This is a genomic window from Bradyrhizobium sp. USDA 326, from assembly GCF_049739485.1.
GTDB lineage: Bacteria > Pseudomonadota > Alphaproteobacteria > Rhizobiales > Xanthobacteraceae > Bradyrhizobium.
The window spans coordinates 2,706,276-2,728,211 of sequence record NZ_JBMGQA010000001.1 but is presented as its reverse complement, the minus strand read 5'-3'; the positions used below and the strand labels follow the sequence as shown (position 1 = coordinate 2,728,211).

Sequence of the window (21,936 nt, the reverse complement as noted above, 5' to 3'; positions counted from 1 at the left end):
GCTGCCGAGACCCACGTCTTCCTCTGGAAGAAGCCGGGCTCTGGCCCTGTTCCATCCTGCGAATCGTCCTCGCGCAGGCCGGACCGGGGCGTAGCTGGCCACTCCACACACCCTCAATCACGGGAATGTCGCGATCCGTGACGCCTCCCGACCGAGCTTCGTCCCGGCGACGCCCCCCTCTTCATCTCCCTCACCGCCGTCTTCCCCGGCGCGCTGCGTCCCCCGCATCGCCGACTTGTCTGGAGCATCCCATGAGTGACTTTCTGCCTTCCGATCTGCCGGAGTTTGCTGACCGCGCTGCTGCCAATCAGCGTCGTCTCAACGAAAATTCCAGCGGCAGTTACGACTTCGTCGTTTGCGGCGCTGGCAGCTCCGGGTCGGTCGTTGCGCGCCGCCTTGCCGAAAATCCCTCTGTCACTGTTCTGCTGATCGAAGCAGGGGGAAGCGACGAGGTGCCGACCGTCATGGAGCCGGCGGCATGGCCGGGCAACCTCGGGAGCGCGACCGATTGGGGCTTTGTCGCAGAGCCCAATCCGCATTTGAACGGCCGTGCGCTTCCGATGTCGATGGGCAAGGTTCTCGGCGGCGGCTCCAGCATCAATGTGATGCTGTGGGCGCGGGGTCACCGCAGTGATTGGGATTTCTTCGCCGCGGAAACCGGCGATCAATCCTGGAATTACGAGGCAGTCTCGAAGATCTTCCGGCAGATCGAGAACTGGCAAGGCAAGCCCGATCCACGCCATCGCGGTACCGGGGGCCCCGTCTTCGTCCAGCCGTCACCGGCTCCCGGTCCAGCCGCCCTGGCCATGCTCGATGCAGCGGAGGAGATCGGTATTCCGACTTTCGAAAGCGCCAATGGTGAGATGATGGAGGGCGAAGGCGGCTGCGCCGTTACAGATATCCTGGTCCGGAACGGCAAACGCCATTCCATCTTCCGCGCCTATACCTATCCCTATCTCGATCGGCCCAATCTCACCCTGCTGACCGGCACGCAGGTCTGCCGCGTCCTGCTCGAATGCGGGAGGGCCGTCGGCGTCGAGGCGGTGCGTGACGGCAGGACATTGCGGATCAACGCGTCCAGGGAGGTGGTGCTCGCGCTCGGTGCAATACAGACACCGTCCGTGCTGATGCGCTCCGGCATCGGCGACGAGAACGAGCTACGAACGTTTGGTATACCCGTGGTCCAGCACCTGCCCGGTGTCGGGCAGAACCTGCAGGATCACGTATCGTTCGGATGCATCTGGGAATATCGCGAGCCGATCGCGCCGCGCAACACCGGCAATGGGGCGACGCTCTACTGGAAATCCGATTCCGCGCTCAAGTCTCCCGACCTGCTGTTCTGCCAGGTCGAGTTTCCGGTGCCGAGCCCCGAGACGGCCAGCCGGGCGCCTGCCCACGGCTGGACGATGTTCGCCGGCCTCGCTTTGCCGAAGAGCCGAGGCAGGGTCAGGCTCCGAAACGCCGAGCCGCTTGCGACGCCGCGGATCGAAGCCAACATGCTGTCGCATCCTGACGATGTGAAGACGGCGATCGCCTGCGTCGATATCTGCCGTGCGCTCGGCAATACCCGCGCCTTCGAGCCGCTGGTGGCGCGCGAGTCGATGCCCGGCCCTCTCGGTGGCGCCGAGATGGAACGCTTCGTGCGCGACTCCGCGGTGACCTACTGGCATCAGACATGCTCGGCGAAGATGGGGCGTGACGCGATGTCCGTGGTCGATGGCAAGCTCAAGGTCTACGGCATCGACCGGCTTCGCATCGCCGACGGTTCGGTGATGCCGCGGATCACCACCGGGAACACGATGGCGCCCTGCGTCATCATCGGAGAGAAGGCGGCACGCGCGCTGCGCGACGAGCACGATATCTGACCGCCAGTCTCCCCGAACGGCGGCTTGTAAGCCGCCTCACCTGACGTGCCCCCCTCGACAGAGCTGCGAGGGGGCTATCGCGCCGGTCCGGCGGGACCATCCCGCCGCGTGATTCATGGGACTGCAACCATAGATTATATAGATAATCGGCTTCCTTCCTTGCGCGAAACTCAGTTAAGCTGGCGATCAGGGACAGGAGCCGTGCAAAGGGCGCAACGCAATTCGCTGAGGCTGTTGCAGTGGATGATGGCGGCATCCCTGGCGCTGCCGATTGCGCTATTTGTCGTTGCCGCCGCGATCTCCTACAGATCGACCAACGATATCGCCGACCGCGAGATCGAGCGCACGGTCGCCATCGCGCATGAGCACGCGCTCAAGGTGTTCGAGACCATCGACCGCAGCCTTGCCGAGCTCAACGAGGTCGTTCGCGGGCTTTCCGACGACGTCATCCGCGCGCGGGAGCCGGAGCTGCATCGCCGCCTCAAGCGGCTGACCAATGCGCTGCCCCAGCTCAAATCGGCCTGGATCTTCGACGCGGACGGAAAAGCGCTGGTCAACAGCCTTGCGTCGCCGCCGCCGGACCTCGGTTTTGCCGATCGCGATTATTTTTATGCCCACGTCGACCAGAGCATCGGCCGTTTCATCGGCGCGGCGCTGACGCCGCGCCCGCCCTATCAGGGCGCCCGCTTCTTTGGCGTCAGCCGCCGACGCGAATCCGACGACGGCCGCTTCATCGGCGTGATCCAGGCTTCCGTGCTGCCGGAATATTTCGAGAGTTTCTACGCCAGGATCGGATCCGATCCCGGCAGCTTCTTCGCGATGGGACGCACCGACGGCGCGATGCTCGCCCATTTTCCCCGGCTCGACCGCGAGCTTCGGCTCGATCCGGCCGGACCGCTGGGCCAGAAGATCTCGGCTCAACCCGAGCACGGCCTCATCACCGTCGCCTGGCCCTCGGACGGGATCGAGCGGCGCATCGCCTACCGACGTGTCGCCGAATATCCGATCTATGTCAGCGCCGGGCTCGAGACCTCGGCGATCCGCGCGCGCTGGTTCGCTACTATGGGCCAGCATCTGGTGTTCGGCGTTCCCGCCACCGCGCTTCTGTTTCTGTTGCTGACGCTCGCATTGCGGCGCACCCGGCACCTTCAGGCAGAAGCTGCGAAGCGGCGCGAGGCCGAGGAGGCGCTCAAGCACAGCCAGCGCCTGGAGGCGCTCGGGCAGCTCACCGGCGGCGTCGCGCACGACTTCAACAACCTCCTGACCGTGATCCGCGCCTCGGTCGACCTCTTGAACCGGCCGCAACTGACGGAGGAGCGCCGACAGCGCTACATCACGGCAATTGCGGATTCGGTGGCGCGCGCGGCCAAGCTGACCTCGCAGCTGCTCGCCTTCGCGCGGCGCCAGACCCTGAAGCCCGAACTGTTCGACGTCGGTGCGCGGGTGCAGTCGCTGCACGACATGCTCGCCACGCTGCTGGGCCCCGGGATCGAGATCGTCATGCAGCTGCCGGCGGAGCTGTGTCTCGTCAATGCCGATGCCGGCCAGTTCGAGACCGCTCTGATCAACATGGCGACCAACGCGCGCGATGCCATGCAGGGCAAAGGAAAAATCGTCTTCGAGGTCGAGGCCGCAACGACCGCTCCGGACGCGCCGGCGCAGCATTCGGCCAACCAGACCATGGCAAGCCATGGCTTCGTCCGCGTCACCGTCAGCGACACCGGTGTCGGCATTCCCGCCGCACGGCTCGGGCGCATCTTCGAGCCGTTCTTCACCACCAAGCAGATCGGCCATGGCACCGGTCTCGGCCTGTCCCAGGTGTTCGGCTTCGCCCGGCAGTCCGGCGGCGAAGTGACTGTTACGAGCGAGGTGGGGCACGGCAGCACCTTCTCGCTCTATCTGCCGCGGGTGCCGCCGGAGCTGCTGCCGCAGCGCGAGGCGCCCACGACTGCGCCGGCGGCGGCCGGCACCGGCATTTCGGTGCTGGTGGTCGAGGACAATATCGAGCTTGCCAATTTCGCCGCCGATGGCCTCACCGAGCTCGGCTACGGCATCACGCTGGTCGATAACGCCGCCGATGCACTTGCCGAGCTCGTCGTGGGCGCGGATCGCTTCGACGTCGTGTTCTCGGACGTGGTGATGCCAGGGATGACCGGGCTCGATCTGGTACAGGCGATCCGCGAGCGCGGCATCGCCGTGCCTGTCGTGCTGACCACGGGCTACAGCCAGGCCCTGTCACAACAGGGCGCGGCCGGCTGCGATCTCGTGCAAAAGCCCTATTCGATCGAGGAATTGTCGCGCGTTCTGCACCGGGCCGCGCAACTGCGGCACGTCCACGACGGCGCCGCGGAGCGAAACCGGCGGCCGGAACCGAAGGGAACCGACTGATTTCCTTGTGCGTTGTCCGCCCATGCACAAGCCGGCCACAACGCGCGAACAAGGCAAGAAGCCGCCCATTGTGGAGATCAAAGGCGAGAACGGCGATGACGTGGCACCGCCCCCGCCCGAGCTGCTCGAACCCGACCCCGAACTCTCCCCCGAGGAAGCCGAGCAGGCCCGCAAGGATTATCTGCTGACGCGGTTCTGGATCAGCGCCCGCGGCTTTTGGGGCCGCAAGGGCGACCGCCTCGCCTGGCCGCTTTCGATCGGTCTCGGCCTGCTGATCGTACTGACGGTCGGCTTCCAATACGGCATCAATGTCTGGAATCGCGCGATCTTCGACGCTATCGAGAAGCGCGATGCGGCGAGTGTCTTCTATCTCACGGCCGTGTTCTTCCCTCTCGCGATCGGCAGCATCGTGCTCGCAGTGGCGCAGGTGTTCGCGCGCATGGGCATCCAGCGGCGCTGGCGGGCCTGGCTCACGGCGAGCGTGCTGACCCGTTGGCTCAAGAACGGCCGTTACTACCAGCTCAACCTCGTCGGCGGAGACCACGACAATCCCGAATACCGGATCGCCGAGGATCTGCGGATTGCGACCGACTCTCCGGTCGATTTCCTCGCCGGCGTGACGTCCGCGCTGCTGTCGGCCATAACTTTCATCGTCGTGCTCTGGACCATCGGCGGCGCGCTCACCGTCACGCTTGGCGGCTCGGCCATCACCATCCCCGGCTTCCTCGTGATCGCCGCGATCCTGTACGCAGCGATTGCGTCGAGCTCGATCCTGGTGATCGGTCGGCGCTTCGTCCAGGTCTCCGAGGACAAGAACCGGGCCGAAGCCGATTTCCGCTACACGCTGACGCGCGTGCGTGAGAACGGCGAGAGCATCGCGCTGCTCGGCGGGGAACAGGAAGAGCGCGACGGAATCGACCGCAATTTGACCCGCGTGCTGCGGCAATGGGCGCGACTCGCCGGCCAGCACATGCGCACCACGCTGGTGTCGCAGGGATCGAGCCTGGTTGCGCCGGTGGTGCCGCTGCTGCTGTGCGCGCCAAAATTCCTCGACGGCAGCATGACGCTCGGACAGGTGATGCAGGCGGCCTCCGCCTTCACCATCGTGCAGAGCGCGTTCGGCTGGCTGGTCGACAATTATCCGCGGCTGGCCGACTGGAACGCCTGTGCGCGCCGCATCGCCTCGCTGATGATGTCGCTCGACGGTCTCGAACGCGCCGAGCAGGGCGATGGCCTTGGCCGCATCAAGCGCGGCGAGACGCGCAATGACGCCATGCTGGAGCTGAGGGACCTCTCCGTCACGCTCGACGACGGCACCGCCGTGGTCGGCGAGACCGAGGTCGTGATCGAGCCCGGCGAGCGGCTGCTGGTCGCCGGCGAATCCGGCACCGGCAAGAGCACGCTGGTGCGCGCCATCGCAGGCCTGTGGCCATGGGGCGGGGGCGGCGTCAACTTCCATGCCGACCGCCGCCTGTTCATGCTGCCGCAGCGGCCTTACGTGCCTTCGGGGTCTCTGCGCCGCGCTGTCGCCTATCCCGGCGCCGCCGACCACTGGACGGTGGATGAGATCGGCAACGCCCTGCACAAGGTCGGCCTCGATCATCTCAAGGAGAAGATCGAGGAGGAAGGACCTTGGGACCAGACGCTGTCCGGCGGCGAGAAGCAGCGCCTCGCCTTCGCGCGGCTGCTGCTGCACAATCCCGACATCGTCGTGCTCGATGAGGCGACCTCGGCGCTCGACGAGAAGAGCCAGGACAAGATGATGAAGATGATCACCGACGAGCTGCCGAAGGCGACGATCGTCAGCGTCGCACATCGCGCCGAGCTGGAGGCCTTCCACAGCCGCAAAATCGTGCTGGAGCGGCGCAAGGGCGGCGCCAAGCTCGTCAGCGACATCGATCTGATTCCGCGCAAGGGCAAGCGCAAGCTGCTCGGCCGCTTCCTGCGCCAGCGCAAGGCGCCGCCGAAAAAGGCGGCGTAAGGTTTTCTCTCTTCGTCGTCCCGGACAGGCACGCCTAAACGCGCACCGATCCGGGGCGACCGGGAGATCTGTTGCCCGCATCGAGCGTTGGAGCCCTCATCAAAACCGGTTATGCATGCGCCGCTGGCAATGAAGCCTTTGGCTTGGCATGACCCGAAGCAATACACTGCTGTCATGCTGACAGGGACGAACAAGGGAGGTTGCGATGATCGACCATCTGGGTATCTCGGTCTCCGACTATGAACGCGCGAAAGCGTTCTACGCGACGGCGCTGGCGCCGCTCGGCTACAGCCTGATCATGGAGGTCACGGCAGAGCAGACCGGGCACGCTTCCGCCGCAGGCTTCGGCGCCGAGGGCAAGCCCGATTTCTGGATCGGCGGCGAAGGCGCCATGAACAAGCCGGTGCATGTCGCCATTCGCGCTAAGGACCGTGCCACGGTCGACGCCTTCTACAAGGCCGCAATCGCGGCCGGCGGTTGCGACAACGGTTCGCCCGGCATTCGCCCGCATTACCACCCGAACTACTACGGCGCGTTCGTGCTCGACCCTGACGGTCACAATATCGAGGCCGTTTGCCACGAGCCGGAATAGGAAAGATTCGACAGGAACATCGTTCCGGGCAGGCCGTTATCGTTCCTTGCGAAAAGGAGCACGACATGGCCAACGACAATGCCGGCGACGTCGATCGCGTCTGGGGTCTGATGCAGAAAATCGGCTTCGCGATGCTGGTCACGCGCGACGGTGACAAGCTCCGCGCGCGGCCGATGAGCGCCTGTCTCGACCGCGAAGCGAACACGATTTTTTTCCTCACCGATGCTCGGCGTCACAAGGATGAGGAAATCGCGCGCAACCCGTCCATCAACCTGTCGTTCGCGGATGCCGGCAGCCAGAAATATGTGTCGCTGACCGGCACTGCCGTCGTCTCCAACGACCGTGCCAAGATCAAGGAGCTGTTCTCGACGCCGGCCAAAGCGTGGTGGGACTCTGCGGAAGATCCCAACATCCGCGTGCTCAAGGTTACGCCTGACGACGCCGAATTCTGGGACTCGCCGGGGACGGTGATCTCCTACGTGAAGATGGCAGCCGCAGCCGTCACGAACACACGTCCCGATATCGGTGAGAACCGCAAGGTCTCGATGTGATGCCGATTGAACCGCCCGAGATTCCGCCGTCGACACCAGGGACGCCAACAGAGCCGCCGCCCGGAATTCCCCCTGGCAATCCGCAACCTGAGATCACACCGCCGGTTCGTGAGCCAGGCGAATCACCGCGCCCCGACGAATTGCCGGGCCGCATGCCCGAAGAGATTCCATCGCGCGGACCGAATGGGCCACTCACTCCGAATCCTGCGACAGATGCAATGCCGCGGGATCACGCATGATCTCTCCAATCACATGTAAGGCGATTGCAACCAGCATCTGAATGCGCAATGAACATCGCCATAATGAGATGATCTGCGTGCAGAAATAAATCGAGCTGCGATCGCATATGCCGCCACAATGCGGCCTAACGCGTAGCTGTTGATCACAACACTTCGTCAAAGAACCTTCCGGGGAAGTTCACCACCATGACCAACCTTCGTTTCGTGCTGCTTGCGACGACGGCTCTGACCGCGATGCAATTGGCAAACACCGCATCGCATGCGCAAGGCGCTTCGCCGCTCGTGGTCGCTCAGGCCCAGCCTCAAGAGACGGGTCCTGACGGAAAACCGAAGCAGCCGCCGAAGGGACCGCCTGCGGCCGCTCCGCCTGCAGCACCCGCGCGTCCGGCGGCGCCGCCGCCCGCGGCAGCACCGCCCCACCCGCCCGCAGCGCCCCCGCCGGCAGCCGCACCGGCACGGCCGGCAGCGCCGCCACCACCACCGCCTCCTCCTGCGGCCCGTCCGGCGCCTCCGCCGCCCCCACCGCCGCCGGCCGCTCCGAAACAACCCTCGCCGCCCCCGCCCGCCCAGAAGCAGCCTTCGCCGCCGCCAGCTGCGGCGCCGCAGCAGCACGCCCCGACACCGCCTCCTCCGGCGCCGCCTGCCGCGCGCCCGGCTCCCACGCCGCCAGCACCGCCTCCCGCGGCGACTCCGCAGCCACGCGCGCCGACGCCGCCTCCCGCCGCACAGCCGCACACGCCGCCTCCGGCACCATCAGGTGCCCGCCCGGCTCCGACGCCACCGGCCCCGCCGCCCGCAGCAGCTCCTCAGGGCCGGCCTGCGCCGGCGCCCACCGCGACGCCGACTCCTGCGCCCGCCGCACCGGCGGCACGACCGGGAGCACCTGCTCCGACCGCCACACCTGCTCCGACAGCCACGCCTGCTCCAACGGCAACGCCCGCTCCGGGCAGCACGCCTGGCGCGCCGCCGGCTGGTCGCCCGGGTGCCACGCCCGCTCCGACGACCACACCGACGACCCCACCGGCACCTGGCGCCGTCGCCCCGACGCCGCCACCCGGGCGTCCAGGCGCGGCCCCGTCGCCCACACCTGGCGCAACCCCGGCTCCGACCGCTACGCCGACTCCCGGCCGTCAGGGCGGCACGCCGCCTGCGGGAGCGCCTGCGACCGGAGCTCCGCCTGTGCCCCCGCAGGCTGGTGCCCCGGCCCGGCCGCCGGCGCCTCCTGCCGGCGCCGCGGCGCCGACAGTCGTCCCTGGCACGCCCGCCGCTGCGCCGCCGCCGGACAGGGCGCAATACGCGCCGCCGACGGTCGCGCCGGCGTTCCGGGCCGCGCCCACAGTTGCAGCACCGCTGCCGCCGCCGCCGCGTCCGCCGCAGCGTGACCTCACGCCGCTCGCGATCGGCGCGGGCGTCGTGGCCGGCGCCGTGATCGGCGCCACCATCGCCGATCTCCACAACCAGCGCCGCGAGACCATCGAAGGCGGCCGCACCATCTATACCGAGCCGGATCGCATCATCGTCCGCGATCCGGGCGGGCAGGCCTATGTCCGCGGCAACGATCTCTATCGCTTCCGCTATGGGGCCCGAGATATCCGCACCGACACCGTCGGCGGCGAGACTCGCACCATCGTGATTCGTCCCGACGGCAGCGAGATCATCACCGTGGTCGGCTCCGATGGCCGGCTGCTGCGCCGCATCCGCAGGGACACGCGCGGGCAGGAGCTCGTCATCATCGACAACAGCTATCGCGATCCGCGCGCGGTCGGCGGCTTCTATGTCGACGTGCCGCCGCCGGTCGTGAGCATTCCCTACGATCGCTACATCGTCGATGCTCAGGAGGCATCGCCGGACGTGATCTACGAGACCATGGAGGCACCGCCGGTGCAGCGGATCGATCGGCGCTACTCGCTCGACGAGATCCGCTACAGCCCCAATGTTCGCATGCAGATGCCAAGCATCGACGTCAACACGATCAACTTCGAGACGGGATCGTGGACCATCCCACCGGACCAGGCGGCCCGGCTGCAGGTGATCGCCGACGGCCTCAACCGTGCGATCCAGCGCAACCCGCGCGAGGTGTTCCTGATCGAGGGGCACACCGACGCGGTCGGCAACGAGGTCGACAATCTGTCATTGTCGGACCGTCGCGCGCAGTCTGCAGCCGAATTGCTGACGCAGCAGTTCGGTGTCCCGGCGGAGAACCTGACGTCGCAAGGCTATGGCGAGCAGTATCTGAAGGAGCAGACGCAAGGGCCGAGCGTGATCAACCGGCGCGTCACCGTCCGCCGCATCACGCCGCTGCTCAATGGCGGGACGGCCTCGCTGCCGCCGCCCCCGCCCGGCACGGCCCCGCCGCGCTGAAACACGAACCAGAAGCACAAATGGCCGGGATTGCTCCCGGCCATTTCATTCGTATCACGCGGACATCGTCTCTGGCGGCAGGCAGGCATCGCAAACGGCCGCGACGTGCCGGTGATCGGTACCGCAACAGCCCCCGAGAATCCGCATCTGCGGAAACGCGCGCCTGAGCGAGAGGTAACGGCGGCCGAGATCGACGGGATCGCCGCTGTCGAGCGTCTCCGACTCGTCGAGCTCGGCATGGCTCTTGATGGACGCATTGGCCCTGATGCCGTGGATGCGCTGAACCCACGCCTCGCCGGCCGCGAGCGCACCCTCGAAGTGAATTGGGTGCGCGCAATTGATCAGGAAATATTCGCAGGCATGCTCCGTCGCATCGTCGACCGCTTTAATCGCCTCGCGCAGGGACTCGCCCCTGATCAGGCGACCATCGGTCTCGACCGTAAAGGAGATCGCGACCGGAATTTCCTGCCTCTTGGCTGCACGTACCACGCCGACGGCCTCGTTGATGCTGTTCAACGTGAACGCGGTCACCATGTCGGCGCCGGCCAGGGCGAAGGCTGCGATCTGAGCCGCGTGATAGGCTTCCGCCTCCGCCGCGTCCATGTTGCCGGCCTTGTAGCCGTCGCCTCGCGGACCGATCGCGCCGCTGATGACGCAAGGCATGCCGGGGGACTCCCAGGCGCCGCGCAATTCCTCGAGGAAGCCGATGGACCGCATGTTGATGGACTCGAGACCGGCCGCCTCGTAGCCGAGCCTGGCGCCCCAGTCAGGATTGGCGCGCCAGGTTGGACTGTCGAGCACGAAGCCGAGTCCATGCTGCCGCGCGATGCGGAGATAGGCTTCGTAGTACCGCTTCAGATGCGCGCGACCATCGGCGCTGTTCAGCAGCACGAATGCCGCGAAGTGCGGCAGCTCCAGCCCTTGGTGGAAGATCAGGGTGGTTTCCATGCCGCCATCGGTCAGGAAGATGCCGCCGCGGTGCTGCGGCAGATCGTTTCTGTATCTCGCCATTGATCGCTCCATCATTTGCACGGACCGCTCTTTATTCGGTCGCGCCATGACCGTCTTCGGTCCCGGCATGTGGTGCCGCATAATGTCGCGTCGCTCTAGAAGCCCCGTGGTGCGGCTGAACTTCCTCCCGCAAGCAGAGACAAATCAAAGACTTGCGTGAGGCAATCGGATCGGCGCGCTGGCCTGCGCGGCAAATTCCGCACCGTTGGTACGGTTTTGGAGGCATCGATGGGAAAGGGCGAAGCGACGCGCGAGCGCATTCTCGAGATCGCGGAAGCGGCGGTGCTCGCAAAGGGCTTCGGAGCGACCTCGATCGACGAGGTCATCGCCGAGGCCGGACTGACCAAGAGCGGCTTCTTCTATCACTTCAAGGACAAGAACGCCCTCGCACGGGAGATGCTGCGCCGCTACGTGGAGACGAACGATCGCCTGTTCGAGGAGATCTTCAGGCGGGGGCGCGAGCTATCGGACGACCCGCTGCAGTCGTTCCTGATCTCGCTGAAACTGCTCGCCGAGGTGATGGCCGATCTGCCGAACGGCCATCCCGGCTGCCTAATCGCCAGCATCTGCTATCAGGAGCGCCTGTTCGACCGCGAGGTTCGCGACCTGACCGCGCAATCTGTCCAGAGCTGGAATGCGCATTTCCGCGCGATCCTCGACGGCATCGCTGCGGTCTATCCGCCGCGTGAAGCGATCGACCTCGACGACCTCGCGGAGATGATCTCGTGCGTGGTCGACGGCGCGATCATCATGTCGAAGACGCTCAACGACCCGAAGCGGCTGGAGCGGCAGATCCTGCTCTTCCGCAGCTGCGTGAAGCTGGTCTTCACGCCGCCTTCCTCCTCGTGAACCGCTGCGTCATTGCCCCGCAGCCAATCCCAACGCGTCGGCCATGACACGAAACACTTCGGTATTGTCCATCGACCCGTGCACGCGCTCGCTGCCCGGCCCGGTCGCGGTCAGGATGACGTCCTCGCCCGAATGCACGCTGGCGCCGATCAGCGCCGAAAGATTGCCGGGGCGCAGCACCGCGCCCGGAACGTCCCTGTATTTGTCATTGGCCTTGAAAGTACCGTCGTCGCCAGCCTTGACGGTTGGCTCGTTGGGATTGTCCAGCTTCGGACGGAACGTCTCGTAGTGGTCCGGCAGGCTGGCCGAGAAGATGGCGAGCCGCCGGCTCACGTCGATCCGCGCCGGATAGCCTTCCGCGTCGGGGGCCGGATAATTGGGAAATCCAGCCCGATCGTAGACGCCGACGCGCTCGCGCAGCGGCACGTTGGGCGTGGTGGCCATGTCGTCGTTTATCGTGCCGACGAGGCTGTTGGGATGATTGTGGTCCGCCGCGACCAGGATGAGGGTGTCGTCACCACGTGCCCGCGCCCATTCACGCGCCTGGCGCACCGCGTTGTCGAGCATGATCGTGTCGTAGACGGCGCGCTCCATGTCGAGGGCATGCGCATATTTGTCGATCAGTCCGGACTCGACCATCAGGAAAAAGCCGGCCTCGTTCTTCGAGAGAATGTTCAAAGCTGCCTGCACCTGCTCGGTCAGATCGGGCTGCTCAGGGAATTTCTTGACGCCGCCGCCCTTCAGGAATTTGCGGTCGAGCACTCCGTCCATGTTGCCGGTGGCGAACAGGCCGAGCAGCTTGCTCGTCTCCTGCTTTGCGGCAGAGGCGCTGAGCTCGCTGGCGGTGGTCGCCACCTGATAGCCTGCATCGCGAAACTTCGCGATGAAGTCGGTCTCGTCCTTGCGTTTCGAGCCGGCGGCCGACTTCGCCAGAAAATTCGCGCTGCCGCCGCCCATCAGGATATCCGGCTTCGCCGCAAAGAACTGCTCGACGATGTCGTCATAGGCGGCACGGCGGCGGGTGTGCGCAACCATCGCCGCCGGCGTCGCGTCTTCGATCTCGGTATTGGTGACGACGCCGATCGCCATGCCGAGCCGCCTTTTGGCGAGGCTCGTGATGGTCTCGACCTTGGGATCGTCGAGCGGGCTTGCGGTGCGGTCCGCATAGACGCCGAGGGCGTTGACGGCGCTCTTGTGCCCGGTCGCATAGGCGCTGGCCGAGTTTGCGGAATCGGTGATGATCGAATCCGAACCCGCGGTCGCCACCAGCGCCATATGGGGCATGTCGTCGATCGCGAGCTTGCCGCGGCTCTTGCCCTCCGAAATCCCCTTGGACAGAATCCGCGCCGCGACCCGATGCGCCGGCGACATGCCGTCACCGATGAACAGGATGACGTTCTTCGCCTTGCGCGGGCCCGTGTCGTAGACCGTCCAGGTGACGCTGCGCTGGTGCGTGCCGTCGCTCACGTCCACGGCAATGCTGCCCGGCCTGGTCAGCGTGACGTCGCGCAGGATCAGGGCCGACTGCTCCTTGCCGTCCTCGCGGTCGATGAAGGTGCCGGCACTGCCGAACGCGGTCGCATAATCCGCGCCGTTCACCGTCACCTTCAGCCTGGCGGGATCGACCGGCCCGGGGAGCTCGACCTTGAAGTCGAATTTGGCTCCGGCCAGGATCTCGGCACGGTCGATCGGATAGATCGTCTGCGCCGACAGTGACGATGTCCAACAGAGGACAATGAGAGAGGCGAGTGCCGATCCCCTGACCATGCTCGATGCTCCGCAATCCGGTTTCCGACAGGATCAGGAAGCGTAGCGATCGAGAATGACACCGTCATTAAATTCGCAGCCCGGATCGAGCGAAAGCGCGATCCGGGCTACGAAAGGCTCAACCCTTGTCGCTCTCGAGGCGGAAGATCTGCGAGCCTTCGCTGCCCGAGAGCAGGCCGGTGTCGCTGTAGAGCTTCAGCTTGGTGCGGGTGTCGGCGATGTCGAGGTTGCGCATGGTGAGCTGGCCGATGCGGTCGGCCGGCGTGAAGGCCGCATCCTCCACCTTCTCCATGCTGAGCCTTTCCGGCGCATAGGTGAGGTTCGGGCTTTCGGTGTTGAGGATCGAATAGTCGTTGCCGCGGCGGAGCTCGAGCGTGACCTCGCCGGTGACGGCGCGCGCGACCCAGCGCTGCGCGGTCTCGCGCAGCATCAGGGCCTGCGAGTCGAACCAGCGGCCCTGATACAGCAAACGGCCGAGGCGCATGCCGCTGATGCGGTACTGCTCGATGGTGTCCTCGTTGTGGATGCCGGTGACGAGACGCTCATAGGCAATGTGCAACAGCGCCATGCCGGGCGCTTCGTAGATGCCGCGGCTCTTGGCCTCGATGATGCGGTTCTCGATCTGATCGCTCATGCCGAGACCGTGGCGGCCGCCGATCGCATTGGCTTCGAGGAACAGCGCGACGGGATCGGAGAAGGTCTGGCCGTTGAGCGCCGTGGGCTGGCCTTCCTCGAAACGCACCACGACCTTCTCGGCCTTGACGTTGCAGTCGTCGCGCCAGAACGGCACGCCCATGATCGGATTGACGATCTTGATGCCGCTGTCGAGGCTCTCGAGATCCTTGGCCTCGTGCGTGGCGCCGAGCAGATTGCTGTCGGTCGAATACGCCTTCTCCGCGCTCATCTTGTAGGCGAAGCCTTGCGCGGTCATGAACGCCGACATCTCGGCGCGGCCGCCGAGCTCGTCGATGAACTGCTGGTCGAGCCACGGCTTGTAGATCTTCAGGCCGGGATTGGTGAGCAGGCCGTAGCGGTAGAAGCGCTCGATGTCGTTGCCCTTGAAGGTCGAACCGTCGCCCCAGATGTTGACGCCGTCTTCCTTCATCGCCGCGACGAGCATGGTGCCGGTGACGGCGCGCCCCAGAGGGGTGGTGTTGAAATAGGTGATGCCGCCGGTCGAGATGTGGAAGGCGCCGGACTGGATCGCGGCGATGCCCTCGTGGACGAGCTGCGTGCGGCAATCGACCAGCCGCGCCTTCTCGGCGCCGAACTCCATCGCCTTGCGCGGAATCTCATTGTAGTCGGCCTCATCCGGCTGGCCCAGATTGGCGGTGTAGGCGTAGCAGCGCGCGCCCTTCTGCTTCATCCAGAGCAGCGCCGCGCTGGTGTCGAGGCCGCCCGAAAACGCGATGCCGACTTTCTCACCCTTGGGCAGGCTTTTCAGGATCGTGGTCATGGGGCTTCCAATCGGGTCTCAAGGGCTGGTGAAGGTGCGAACTTGACCGCGCGAATATCAAATTTCGCAGGGCTCGGCACCCATTTAATGGCTCAAACCGACGGCTCGGGACCGGTCTTGCGGCCGAACAGGCGCTGGCGGAGCCGGTAGCCGGGCATGCTCAGCCGGGTCAGGGCGGCATCGACCGCCTCGTCCGAAAACCGCGTCCGCGGCCACCGGTAAATCAGCGCGTAGGCGAACCAGATCACGACGAAGGTGACGAGGCCGGCGATGGACACGTCGGTGAAGAAGTGGCCGCCGAACGCCATGCGCAGGGCGCTGGTCAAGGCGCCGAACACCACGGCGGCGGCATAGGCGAGCGGCCGCCACGCCGGCGGGGCCAGCGCGGCCGGCGCGAGCGTCCAGAATGCCGTCGCCCCCTCGCCGGAGAAGAACGAGCAGTTGCGTCCGCAGCCGCCGCGGGGATCCCACCACGGCACGAATTGCTGATCGCCGGCAAACTCGGTCACCACCACCGGACGCGGACGGCCCCAGTAATTCTTGAACGTCAGGTTGGTCAAAATGCCGGCCGACATCGTCAGCGTCACCAGCAGGAAGATGACGGTGCGCCCCGGCACCATCAGCGGCCGGTCGGGCCGGATCATCTTGACCACGAGCGCGACGATCGAGGGCAGCGCGAATGCCCAGGCGATCCACATCGCCGCGTCGCGCGCGAAGCCAGCCCAGCCGTTCAGCTTGAGCGGGAATGTCCTGGTCGCGGGATCGAAGAACAGCGATGCAAGCTTGAGGTCGAGCTCGGGGTAGATCCCGAAGACGACGCCGATCACGAGCCACAGCGCAAGGGCGATGAAGAGTCCAGTCCGGTTCATGGCGCGCGGTTTAGCGGAGTGGGAAGGGGATGGAAACCCTTGCCGTCATCATTCCGCGGCGGTGCGCAGCACCGAACCCGGAATGACAGCGGGACTCACCGCGCATCCGGCCGCGAATTCGACGGCAGTGGCGGCGGCGGTTTGCGCGGGGGCGGCGGATTGCGCCAGGCGCCGGCGTTGCGGCCGGCGATCAGCCAATAGACCACGCCAGCAACGATGCCGGCGCCGGTCATGATTTCCAGGTGACGCCGGACGATGCCCTCGAACTGGAAGGTTTCAGCGTGGAAGGGAACGAGACCGAGATAACAGGCGAGTCCCACGACGCCGCCGCCGACGGCGTAGGCGAGCGCGCTACGGATATGGAGCGCCTCGGTGATCGCGACGATCACCGCTGCCGGCACCAGCGCAAAGCCGGAGACGAAGATGAAGCCGAAGCCGAGCAGGATGTCGATCGTGCCCTGATCGACAGGACCGGCACCGAGATCGGCGAACTCCGGAAACAGCAGCGCGACGACGACGATCATGCCGCCGACGAAGCAGGCAGCAAGGAAGCCGATGAAGATGACGACGAGGCGGCCGATCAGGGACATGGTAAGCCACACTCACCCGTCATTGCGAGAAGCTCGCGACAAAATTGCGCAGCAATTTTGCGCTGATGCGACGAAGCAATCCAGACTGCTTCCGCGGTGACATTCTGGATTGCTTCGCTTCGCTCGCGATGACGAGGTGGCGAGAGCCAAACATGAACAACTCAATCCGTCATCGCCATGGCACGCAGCGCCTGGCGCTCGCGTGCGCTGAGCTTTTCCGTCTCCGACTTGAGCTGGCCGCAGGCGGCGAGGATGTCGCGGCCGCGCGGGGTGCGCACCGGCGAGGAATAGCCGGCGTTGAAGATGTATTCGGAGAATTTTTCGATCTGGTCCCAGTCCGAGCATTCGTAGGCGGTGCCGGGCCAGGGATTGAACGGGATCAGATTGATCTTGGCGTGAATGCCCTTGAGCAGCTTCACCAGCAGCTTTGCATCGTCGAGCGAATCGTTGACGCCCTTGAGCATCACATATTCGAAGGTGATGCGGCGCGCGTTCGAGGCGCCGGGATAATCGCGGCAGGCCTGCAAGAGCTCCTTGATCGGATATTTGCGGTTGAGCGGCACGAGCTCGTTGCGCAGCTCGTCGCGCACCGCATGCAGCGAGATCGCGAGCATGACGCCGATCTCCTCGCCGGCGCGCACGATGTTGGGCACCACGCCCGAGGTCGACAGCGTGATGCGGCGGCGGGAGATGCCGATGCCTTCGTTGTCGCCGACGATCAGTAGCGCATCGCGCACCGCATCGAAATTGTAGAGCGGCTCGCCCATGCCCATCATCACGATATTGGTGACGCGGCGCGTGCCGTCCTCGCGATCGGCCCAATCGTTCAGACGATCGCGCGCGACCATGATCTGTCCGACGATCTCGCCGGCGGTGAGGTTGCGCACCAGGCGCTGGGTGCCGGTATGGCAGAAGGCGCAGTTCAGCGTGCAGCCGACCTGCGAGGAGACGCAAAGCGTTCCGCGGTCGGTCTCGGGGATGTAGACGCACTCGACTTCATGCGCCTTCTGAACGGAATCGCCGCTCGGCAGCCGCAGCAGCCATTTGCGGGTGCCGTCGTTGGAGATCTGCTCGGCCACGACTTCGGGCCGGTCGACCGTAAAATGCTGCGCGAGCTCGGCGCGAATGCCCTTCGAGATCGAAGTCATGTCGTCAAAACTCTGGGCACCCCGGAAATAAAGCCAGTGCCACAGCTGCTGCACGCGCATCTTGCGCTGCGCCGGAGCGACGCCGATCTCGCCGAGGCGGTCGGCAAGCTCGGTGCGCGACAGGCCGATCAGCGACGGTTTTGCCGGCGGCACATAGGTTTCGAGCGGAGTCTTCTCCACCAGGGTTGCGTTGTGCGGCTCGGTCGTCGGTTGCATTGAATGGACCTAATGGCTTTGGTCGTTCCGGGGCAGCTCGAAGAGCTGAACCCGGAACCTCGAGATTCCGGGTTCGCGCTTGGCGCGCCCCGGAATGACGGAGGAAATCTGGAACGGCCCTTATATAGCAACCGGAACCACCGATTGCGACCTTATCGCCTGCAGCCTTAACGCCGACAGCCTTACCGCTTGCAGTCGTGGGCGATCTTGTCGAGCGCCTGGGCAAGGCCCTTCAGCGAGAAGGTGTCGGTCGTCTCTGTGCCCTTCGCCGAGATGCCCTTGACCACGAGGTCGGCGGATTTGCGCATGGCCTCGACCATCCGCTCCTCCTCGGCCGCGTTCTTGATCCAGAGGCCGTCTCCTTGTGTATACATCGCGAAGGAGGCGCCGCCGACCTCGACGGTTGATTCCGAGCCCGGTTTCAGCGCGTAACCGATCATGACCGAGACTTCGTTGTTGACCTTCTCCGCCGGCCGGGTCGAGACGAAGGCGTAGGCGGGATCACGCGGCCGGTTCGGCGGATTGGTCTTCGACGACGAAGGCTTGGCCAGGGCGAAACAGACCTTCTTGCCGTTGGGCGTCGCCGAATAGGCACCCCAGGTGCCGAACTGCCCGATCAAAGTCGGCTCAGCGCCACCCGCAACTGCCGCGGGTGATGCCGCCGGTTTGCTCTCGGGCTTTGAAGCCGCCTTTGCAGTCGTATGGGCCGGCGGCGCCGCCGGCTTCGGTGTCGCCTCTTTTGGAGCAGAATCTTTTGGAACGGACTTGGCCGCCGGTTGGGCCGTCTGCGCCCGCGCGGAATCGACAATTCCGCCGGCCATCACGCCAGTCATCAAAGCTAGAATCAGCACCCGCCACATGCCTGGAGTGGTTCCCTCAATATTGTGACTGGAAGATGGCCCGACCGCGCTTTGCCCCCGGGCAGGGATAGCCGGGAAAGTCCAATTTGGGAAGGCAGTTAGCGGTATCAGTGACGGCTAGGCCCTGGATCGTGCGGCGCGTTGCTCGGCCCATTGCGCCTCGGTCCAGCCGAGCAGATCCTCGGCGCCGGAACTGCGCAGATGAGCGCCACCGTCGATCACCACCATCTCGCCGTTGATGTAACCGGCGCGGTCGGAGACCAGGAAGCTGGCGAGATCGGCAAGCTCGCTATGCTCGCCGGTGCGTCCAAGCGGGTTGCGCGACGTCCAGCCTGCGTCTCGGCCTTCGGGACGGAGCTGCCCTGTGGCCCCCGCGGTCGGAAACGGACCCGGCGCGATCGCGACAGTGCGGATGCCCTTCGGGCCCCACTCCACGGCAAGGCTCTTGGTCATCGCCAGCACCGCCGACTTCGCCATCGCCGACGGAACCGTGAAGGCGCGGCCGGTGATGGTGGAGGTCGAGAGAATCGACAGCACGACGCCGCCATGCTTGTCCTCGATCCAGCGCCTGCCGGCGGCGAGCGTGCAATACATCGCACCATGCAGCGTCGGCGCCAGGATCGCATCCGCGGCGCGGAAGGAGAGATGCTCGCTCTGAGCGATGAACGTCGCGGCGGCATTGTTGACGAGGATGTCGAGCGGCGCCTCGCGCCAGATCTGATCCATCATGCTGTCGACGGCTACGCCGTCGCGAATATCGCAGATGATCGTCGTGACCTTGCCGCCTGTCTGCTCGCGCATTTCGCGCGCCGCCGCTTCCAGCCGGTCGAGCTTGCGGCCGCAGATCACGAGCTCGGCGCCGAGCGCGAGGAAGCGACGGCCCATCGCGGCGCCAAGGCCCGAGCCGCCGCCGGTGACGAGGATGCGCTTGTTCTTGAGCAGGCCCGTTTCAAACATCGTTCGAATCCTCGCTGTTGCCATACACGCGGTCATTGCGAGCGCGAGGCCATCCAGACTATTTCCGCAGGACGGATTCTGGATTGCTTCGCGGAGCCTGTCATCGGGCCGCGCTTCGCGCGGACCCGTTGGCTCGCAATGACGGGAGGATATAGGCCGTCGCGTGACCCGAGACAAAGAATCCGGATTGTCGGGCCGCACTAAATCCGGCAGAAACGGGCCAACTATAATTCCACTCGAAACGCCTCAGGTGCTGCCATGAAAGCCATCCTCTGCTCGCAATATTGCCAGCCCGACGATCTCGTGCTCGCCGATGTACCTGATCCGGTGGCAGGCCCCGGCGAGGCCGTGATCGCGATCAAGGCGGCGGCGCTGAACTTCTTCGACATCCTGATGATCCAGGGCAAGTACCAGATCAAGCCGCCGTTCCCGTTCTCGCCGGCGGCGGAAGTCGCGGGCGTGATCGAGAGCATCGGAGCCGGCGTCACCGACCTGAAGGTCGGCGATCGCGTGGTCGCCTCCTGCGGTCACAACGGCGCGCGCGAGAAGATCGCGCTGCCGGCGGCGTCGATCGTGAAAATCCCTGACAATCTCGACTACGACCGCGCGGCCGGCATCATCATCATCTACGGCACCGCGCTGCATGCGCTGGAAGATCGCGCGAGCCCGAAGCCCGGCGAGACGCTCGCGGTGCTCGGCGCGGCCGGCGGCACCGGCCTCGCCGCTTGCGAACTCGGCAAGCTGATGGGCCTGAAAGTGATCGCCTGCGCATCGTCGGACGAGAAGCTCGAATTCGCGAAAGCGCATGGTGCCGAACTGACGCTGAACTACGCCAAGGAAGATCTGAAGGAAGGCCTGCGCAAGCTCACCGGCGGCATGGGCGTCGACATCATCTTCGATCCCGTGGGCGGTGCCTATGCGGAGCAGGCGCTGCGCTCGATCGCCTGGGAGGGCCGCTTCCTCGTCATCGGCTTTGCCGCCGGCGACATTCCGAAGATGCCGCTGAACCTCGCGTTGCTGAAGGGCTGCGACATCCGCGGCGTGTTCTGGGGCGCCTGGACCCGGCTCAACCCGGCCAAGAACCGCGCCAATCTGGAAAAGCTCGTGAAGTGGACCGCGGAAGGCAAGATCTCATCGCATGTCGACCGCACCTTCCCGCTGGCGCAGACGGCGGATGCGCTGAAGGTGCTGGCGGGACGTCAGGCGATGGGCAAGGTGATCCTGCATCCTTGAGGATGTTGTGGCGGAAGCGCGTTTGTCGCGACCTGCACGCCACACACTCACTGTCATCGCCCGCCTAGTGCGCAATTGCGCACAGGGGCGGGCGATCCAGTACTCCGTGACGTCAGTGACTGAACCGAGAGGCCGCGTCTGCTACGCTGCTTCTTCCTCCGCCTCACCCACCCCACGCTTCAGCGCGGCGCGTGCGGCCTCGCGATGCTCGTTCGTGATGTGGCCGGCGACCATGCGGATGGCGGTGGCGAGCACGGCAGCGTCATCGGCGAAGCCGGGCATCGGCATCACGTCCGTGACGAAGTCGAACGGCAGGATGAAGTAGGCGATCGCCCCGAGCAGCGACGCCTGGACGTGGCGCGGCGTCTGCCGGTCGAACGCGCAGTAATAGGCGGCAAGCAGGTCTTCCGCGAACGGTACGTGTGCGGCGACGCGCTTCAGCTTGCGCCAGAAGCGGCGGCGCACGCTCTCGCGATCTTCCGCGAGCCGATCGGCCGGCTCAAAGCCGACGCTGTGCTTGGCAGCCATGCTCAAAACTCCCCGTTCTGCCGGAGGCGGAGGTCATCCCGGTCCCGGCTGATCACAAGATGGGGATGCAGCACATCCCTGCAAGACGCCGCCTGGTATCAGCCTGCGATGGCGTTCATCGCCTTGGCCAACGCGATATCGCGCGGGGTGACGCCGCCGGCGTCATGGGTCGACAGCACCACCTCCACCGTCTTGTAGACGTTGCGCCATTCGGGGTGATGATCCATCTTCTCGGCGACCAGCGCGGCACGGGTCATGAAGCCGAACGCCTCGTTGAAATCCCTGAAGACAAAGGTTTTCCCGATGGCGTCGCGGCCCTGGACCTCGGTCCAGCCCGGTAGTCCGCCGAGCGCCTGCCTGAGCGCCTCCGCCGAGAGCCGTTCTGCCATGGTCGTCTCCTTGCCTTTTGGGGGGGAACTTTACTCTAACACCGCGCCGACGCCCGGGTTCATACGGATTTCCCGCGCCCGCTAAC

The 21,936-nt window shown here is 65.6% G+C and carries 18 protein-coding genes and 1 pseudogene; 9 read left to right on the top strand and 10 right to left on the bottom strand.

The features are described 5' to 3' along the window. Positions 1-251: 251 nt before the first annotated feature. The 7 genes from ABIG06_RS13020 (at position 252) to ABIG06_RS12990 (ending at position 9,977) form a co-directional block, all read left to right on the top strand. Positions 252-1,865 carry a GMC family oxidoreductase gene (locus ABIG06_RS13020; RefSeq protein WP_370136938.1) on the top strand — a complete coding sequence of 538 codons (1,614 nt, stop codon included), beginning with the start codon at positions 252-254 and terminating at the stop codon, positions 1,863-1,865. 201 nt (positions 1,866-2,066) lie between these two features. Then, positions 2,067-4,253, top strand: a complete 2,187-nt coding sequence (locus ABIG06_RS13015; RefSeq protein ID WP_370136936.1) for a hybrid sensor histidine kinase/response regulator — start codon at positions 2,067-2,069, stop codon at positions 4,251-4,253. Between the two features lie 22 nt (positions 4,254-4,275). Beyond that, positions 4,276-6,234: an ABC transporter ATP-binding protein/permease gene (locus ABIG06_RS13010; RefSeq protein WP_370136934.1), complete on the top strand. Its 1,959-nt coding sequence runs from the start codon at positions 4,276-4,278 to the stop codon at positions 6,232-6,234. A gap of 205 nt (positions 6,235-6,439) precedes the next feature. After that, positions 6,440-6,826, top strand: coding sequence for a VOC family protein (locus ABIG06_RS13005; RefSeq protein ID WP_370136931.1), 387 nt, complete (start codon positions 6,440-6,442; stop codon positions 6,824-6,826). A 65-nt stretch (positions 6,827-6,891) separates the two neighbouring features. After that, a complete protein-coding gene (locus ABIG06_RS13000) occupies positions 6,892-7,377 on the top strand; it encodes a pyridoxamine 5'-phosphate oxidase family protein (RefSeq protein WP_124163798.1) in 486 nt (161 codons plus the stop codon). Then, entirely contained in the window at positions 7,377-7,616 is a 240-nt protein-coding gene (locus ABIG06_RS12995; protein ID WP_124163799.1) for a hypothetical protein, read from the top strand. The genes ABIG06_RS13000 and ABIG06_RS12995 overlap by 1 nt, the downstream gene beginning before the upstream one ends. A 186-nt stretch (positions 7,617-7,802) precedes the next feature. Then, positions 7,803-9,977 (top strand): OmpA family protein, encoded by a 2,175-nt coding sequence (locus tag ABIG06_RS12990; RefSeq protein ID WP_370136929.1) that lies wholly within the window; start codon positions 7,803-7,805, stop codon positions 9,975-9,977. 54 nt (positions 9,978-10,031) lie between these two features. On the opposite strand, the gene ABIG06_RS12985 is transcribed toward ABIG06_RS12990, so the two are convergent. Beyond that, the gene (locus ABIG06_RS12985) at positions 10,032-10,988 is read right to left on the bottom strand and encodes a homocysteine S-methyltransferase family protein (protein ID WP_370136928.1); all 957 of its coding nucleotides are present in this window, start codon (positions 10,986-10,988) and stop codon (positions 10,032-10,034) included. 228 nt (positions 10,989-11,216) lie between these two features. Between ABIG06_RS12985 and ABIG06_RS12980 the strand changes: the two genes are divergently transcribed. Continuing rightward, positions 11,217-11,837 (top strand): TetR/AcrR family transcriptional regulator, encoded by a 621-nt coding sequence (locus ABIG06_RS12980; protein WP_370136926.1) that lies wholly within the window; start codon positions 11,217-11,219, stop codon positions 11,835-11,837. A gap of 9 nt (positions 11,838-11,846) precedes the next feature. Here ABIG06_RS12980 and ABIG06_RS12975 read toward each other — a convergent pair whose 3' ends face one another. From ABIG06_RS12975 to ABIG06_RS12945, 7 genes are all read right to left on the bottom strand, one after another. Further along, complete coding sequence (locus ABIG06_RS12975; protein ID WP_370136925.1) at positions 11,847-13,604, bottom strand: alkaline phosphatase; 1,758 nt, start codon at positions 13,602-13,604, stop codon at positions 11,847-11,849. A gap of 118 nt (positions 13,605-13,722) precedes the next feature. Beyond that, positions 13,723-15,060: an argininosuccinate synthase gene (gene argG, locus ABIG06_RS12970; protein ID WP_061880131.1), complete on the bottom strand. Its 1,338-nt coding sequence runs from the start codon at positions 15,058-15,060 to the stop codon at positions 13,723-13,725. Positions 15,061-15,152: 92 nt separating this feature from the next. Beyond that, positions 15,153-15,929, bottom strand: coding sequence for a phosphatase PAP2 family protein (locus ABIG06_RS12965; RefSeq protein WP_124161915.1), 777 nt, complete (start codon positions 15,927-15,929; stop codon positions 15,153-15,155). A 95-nt stretch (positions 15,930-16,024) separates the two neighbouring features. Beyond that, the gene (locus ABIG06_RS12960) at positions 16,025-16,519 is read right to left on the bottom strand and encodes a hypothetical protein (RefSeq protein ID WP_370136923.1); all 495 of its coding nucleotides are present in this window, start codon (positions 16,517-16,519) and stop codon (positions 16,025-16,027) included. A 161-nt stretch (positions 16,520-16,680) separates the two neighbouring features. Beyond that, positions 16,681-17,883 (bottom strand): 23S rRNA (adenine(2503)-C(2))-methyltransferase RlmN, encoded by a 1,203-nt coding sequence (gene rlmN, locus ABIG06_RS12955; protein ID WP_370136922.1) that lies wholly within the window; start codon positions 17,881-17,883, stop codon positions 16,681-16,683. Positions 17,884-18,065: 182 nt separating this feature from the next. Next, positions 18,066-18,743: an invasion associated locus B family protein gene (locus tag ABIG06_RS12950; protein WP_370136920.1), complete on the bottom strand. Its 678-nt coding sequence runs from the start codon at positions 18,741-18,743 to the stop codon at positions 18,066-18,068. A gap of 117 nt (positions 18,744-18,860) precedes the next feature. Continuing rightward, positions 18,861-19,700: an SDR family oxidoreductase gene (locus ABIG06_RS12945; protein ID WP_424578293.1), complete on the bottom strand. Its 840-nt coding sequence runs from the start codon at positions 19,698-19,700 to the stop codon at positions 18,861-18,863. Positions 19,701-19,958: 258 nt separating this feature from the next. Between ABIG06_RS12945 and ABIG06_RS12940 the strand changes: the two genes are divergently transcribed. Beyond that, a complete protein-coding gene (locus tag ABIG06_RS12940; RefSeq protein ID WP_370136917.1) occupies positions 19,959-20,933 on the top strand; it encodes an NADPH:quinone oxidoreductase family protein in 975 nt (324 codons plus the stop codon). Between the two features lie 141 nt (positions 20,934-21,074). On the opposite strand, the gene ABIG06_RS12935 is transcribed toward ABIG06_RS12940, so the two are convergent. Both ABIG06_RS12935 and ABIG06_RS12930 read right to left on the bottom strand, forming a co-directional pair. Further along, positions 21,075-21,461: a YkvA family protein gene (locus ABIG06_RS12935; RefSeq protein ID WP_370136915.1), complete on the bottom strand. Its 387-nt coding sequence runs from the start codon at positions 21,459-21,461 to the stop codon at positions 21,075-21,077. Between the two features lie 98 nt (positions 21,462-21,559). Beyond that, positions 21,560-21,853 (bottom strand): annotated as a pseudogene (locus ABIG06_RS12930) (4a-hydroxytetrahydrobiopterin dehydratase); the annotation flags it as partial. Positions 21,854-21,936: the final 83 nt, after the last annotated feature.

Coding starts and splice junctions, on each gene's coding strand:
- argG (WP_061880131.1), bottom strand. CDS start 15,060: ATGACCACGATCCTGAAAAGCCTGCCCAAGGGTGAGAAAGTCGGCATC.
- ABIG06_RS12995 (WP_124163799.1), top strand. CDS start 7,377: ATGCCGATTGAACCGCCCGAGATTCCGCCGTCGACACCAGGGACGCCA.
- ABIG06_RS13010 (WP_370136934.1), top strand. CDS start 4,276: ATGCACAAGCCGGCCACAACGCGCGAACAAGGCAAGAAGCCGCCCATT.
- ABIG06_RS12935 (WP_370136915.1), bottom strand. CDS start 21,461: ATGGCTGCCAAGCACAGCGTCGGCTTTGAGCCGGCCGATCGGCTCGCG.
- ABIG06_RS12940 (WP_370136917.1), top strand. CDS start 19,959: ATGAAAGCCATCCTCTGCTCGCAATATTGCCAGCCCGACGATCTCGTG.
- rlmN (WP_370136922.1), bottom strand. CDS start 17,883: ATGCAACCGACGACCGAGCCGCACAACGCAACCCTGGTGGAGAAGACT.
- ABIG06_RS13020 (WP_370136938.1), top strand. CDS start 252: ATGAGTGACTTTCTGCCTTCCGATCTGCCGGAGTTTGCTGACCGCGCT.
- ABIG06_RS12975 (WP_370136925.1), bottom strand. CDS start 13,604: ATGGTCAGGGGATCGGCACTCGCCTCTCTCATTGTCCTCTGTTGGACA.
- ABIG06_RS12950 (WP_370136920.1), bottom strand. CDS start 18,743: ATGTGGCGGGTGCTGATTCTAGCTTTGATGACTGGCGTGATGGCCGGC.
- ABIG06_RS12960 (WP_370136923.1), bottom strand. CDS start 16,519: ATGTCCCTGATCGGCCGCCTCGTCGTCATCTTCATCGGCTTCCTTGCT.
- ABIG06_RS12985 (WP_370136928.1), bottom strand. CDS start 10,988: ATGGCGAGATACAGAAACGATCTGCCGCAGCACCGCGGCGGCATCTTC.
- ABIG06_RS13000 (WP_124163798.1), top strand. CDS start 6,892: ATGGCCAACGACAATGCCGGCGACGTCGATCGCGTCTGGGGTCTGATG.
- ABIG06_RS12965 (WP_124161915.1), bottom strand. CDS start 15,929: ATGAACCGGACTGGACTCTTCATCGCCCTTGCGCTGTGGCTCGTGATC.
- ABIG06_RS13005 (WP_370136931.1), top strand. CDS start 6,440: ATGATCGACCATCTGGGTATCTCGGTCTCCGACTATGAACGCGCGAAA.
- ABIG06_RS12990 (WP_370136929.1), top strand. CDS start 7,803: ATGACCAACCTTCGTTTCGTGCTGCTTGCGACGACGGCTCTGACCGCG.
- ABIG06_RS12980 (WP_370136926.1), top strand. CDS start 11,217: ATGGGAAAGGGCGAAGCGACGCGCGAGCGCATTCTCGAGATCGCGGAA.
- ABIG06_RS12945 (WP_424578293.1), bottom strand. CDS start 19,700: ATGTTTGAAACGGGCCTGCTCAAGAACAAGCGCATCCTCGTCACCGGC.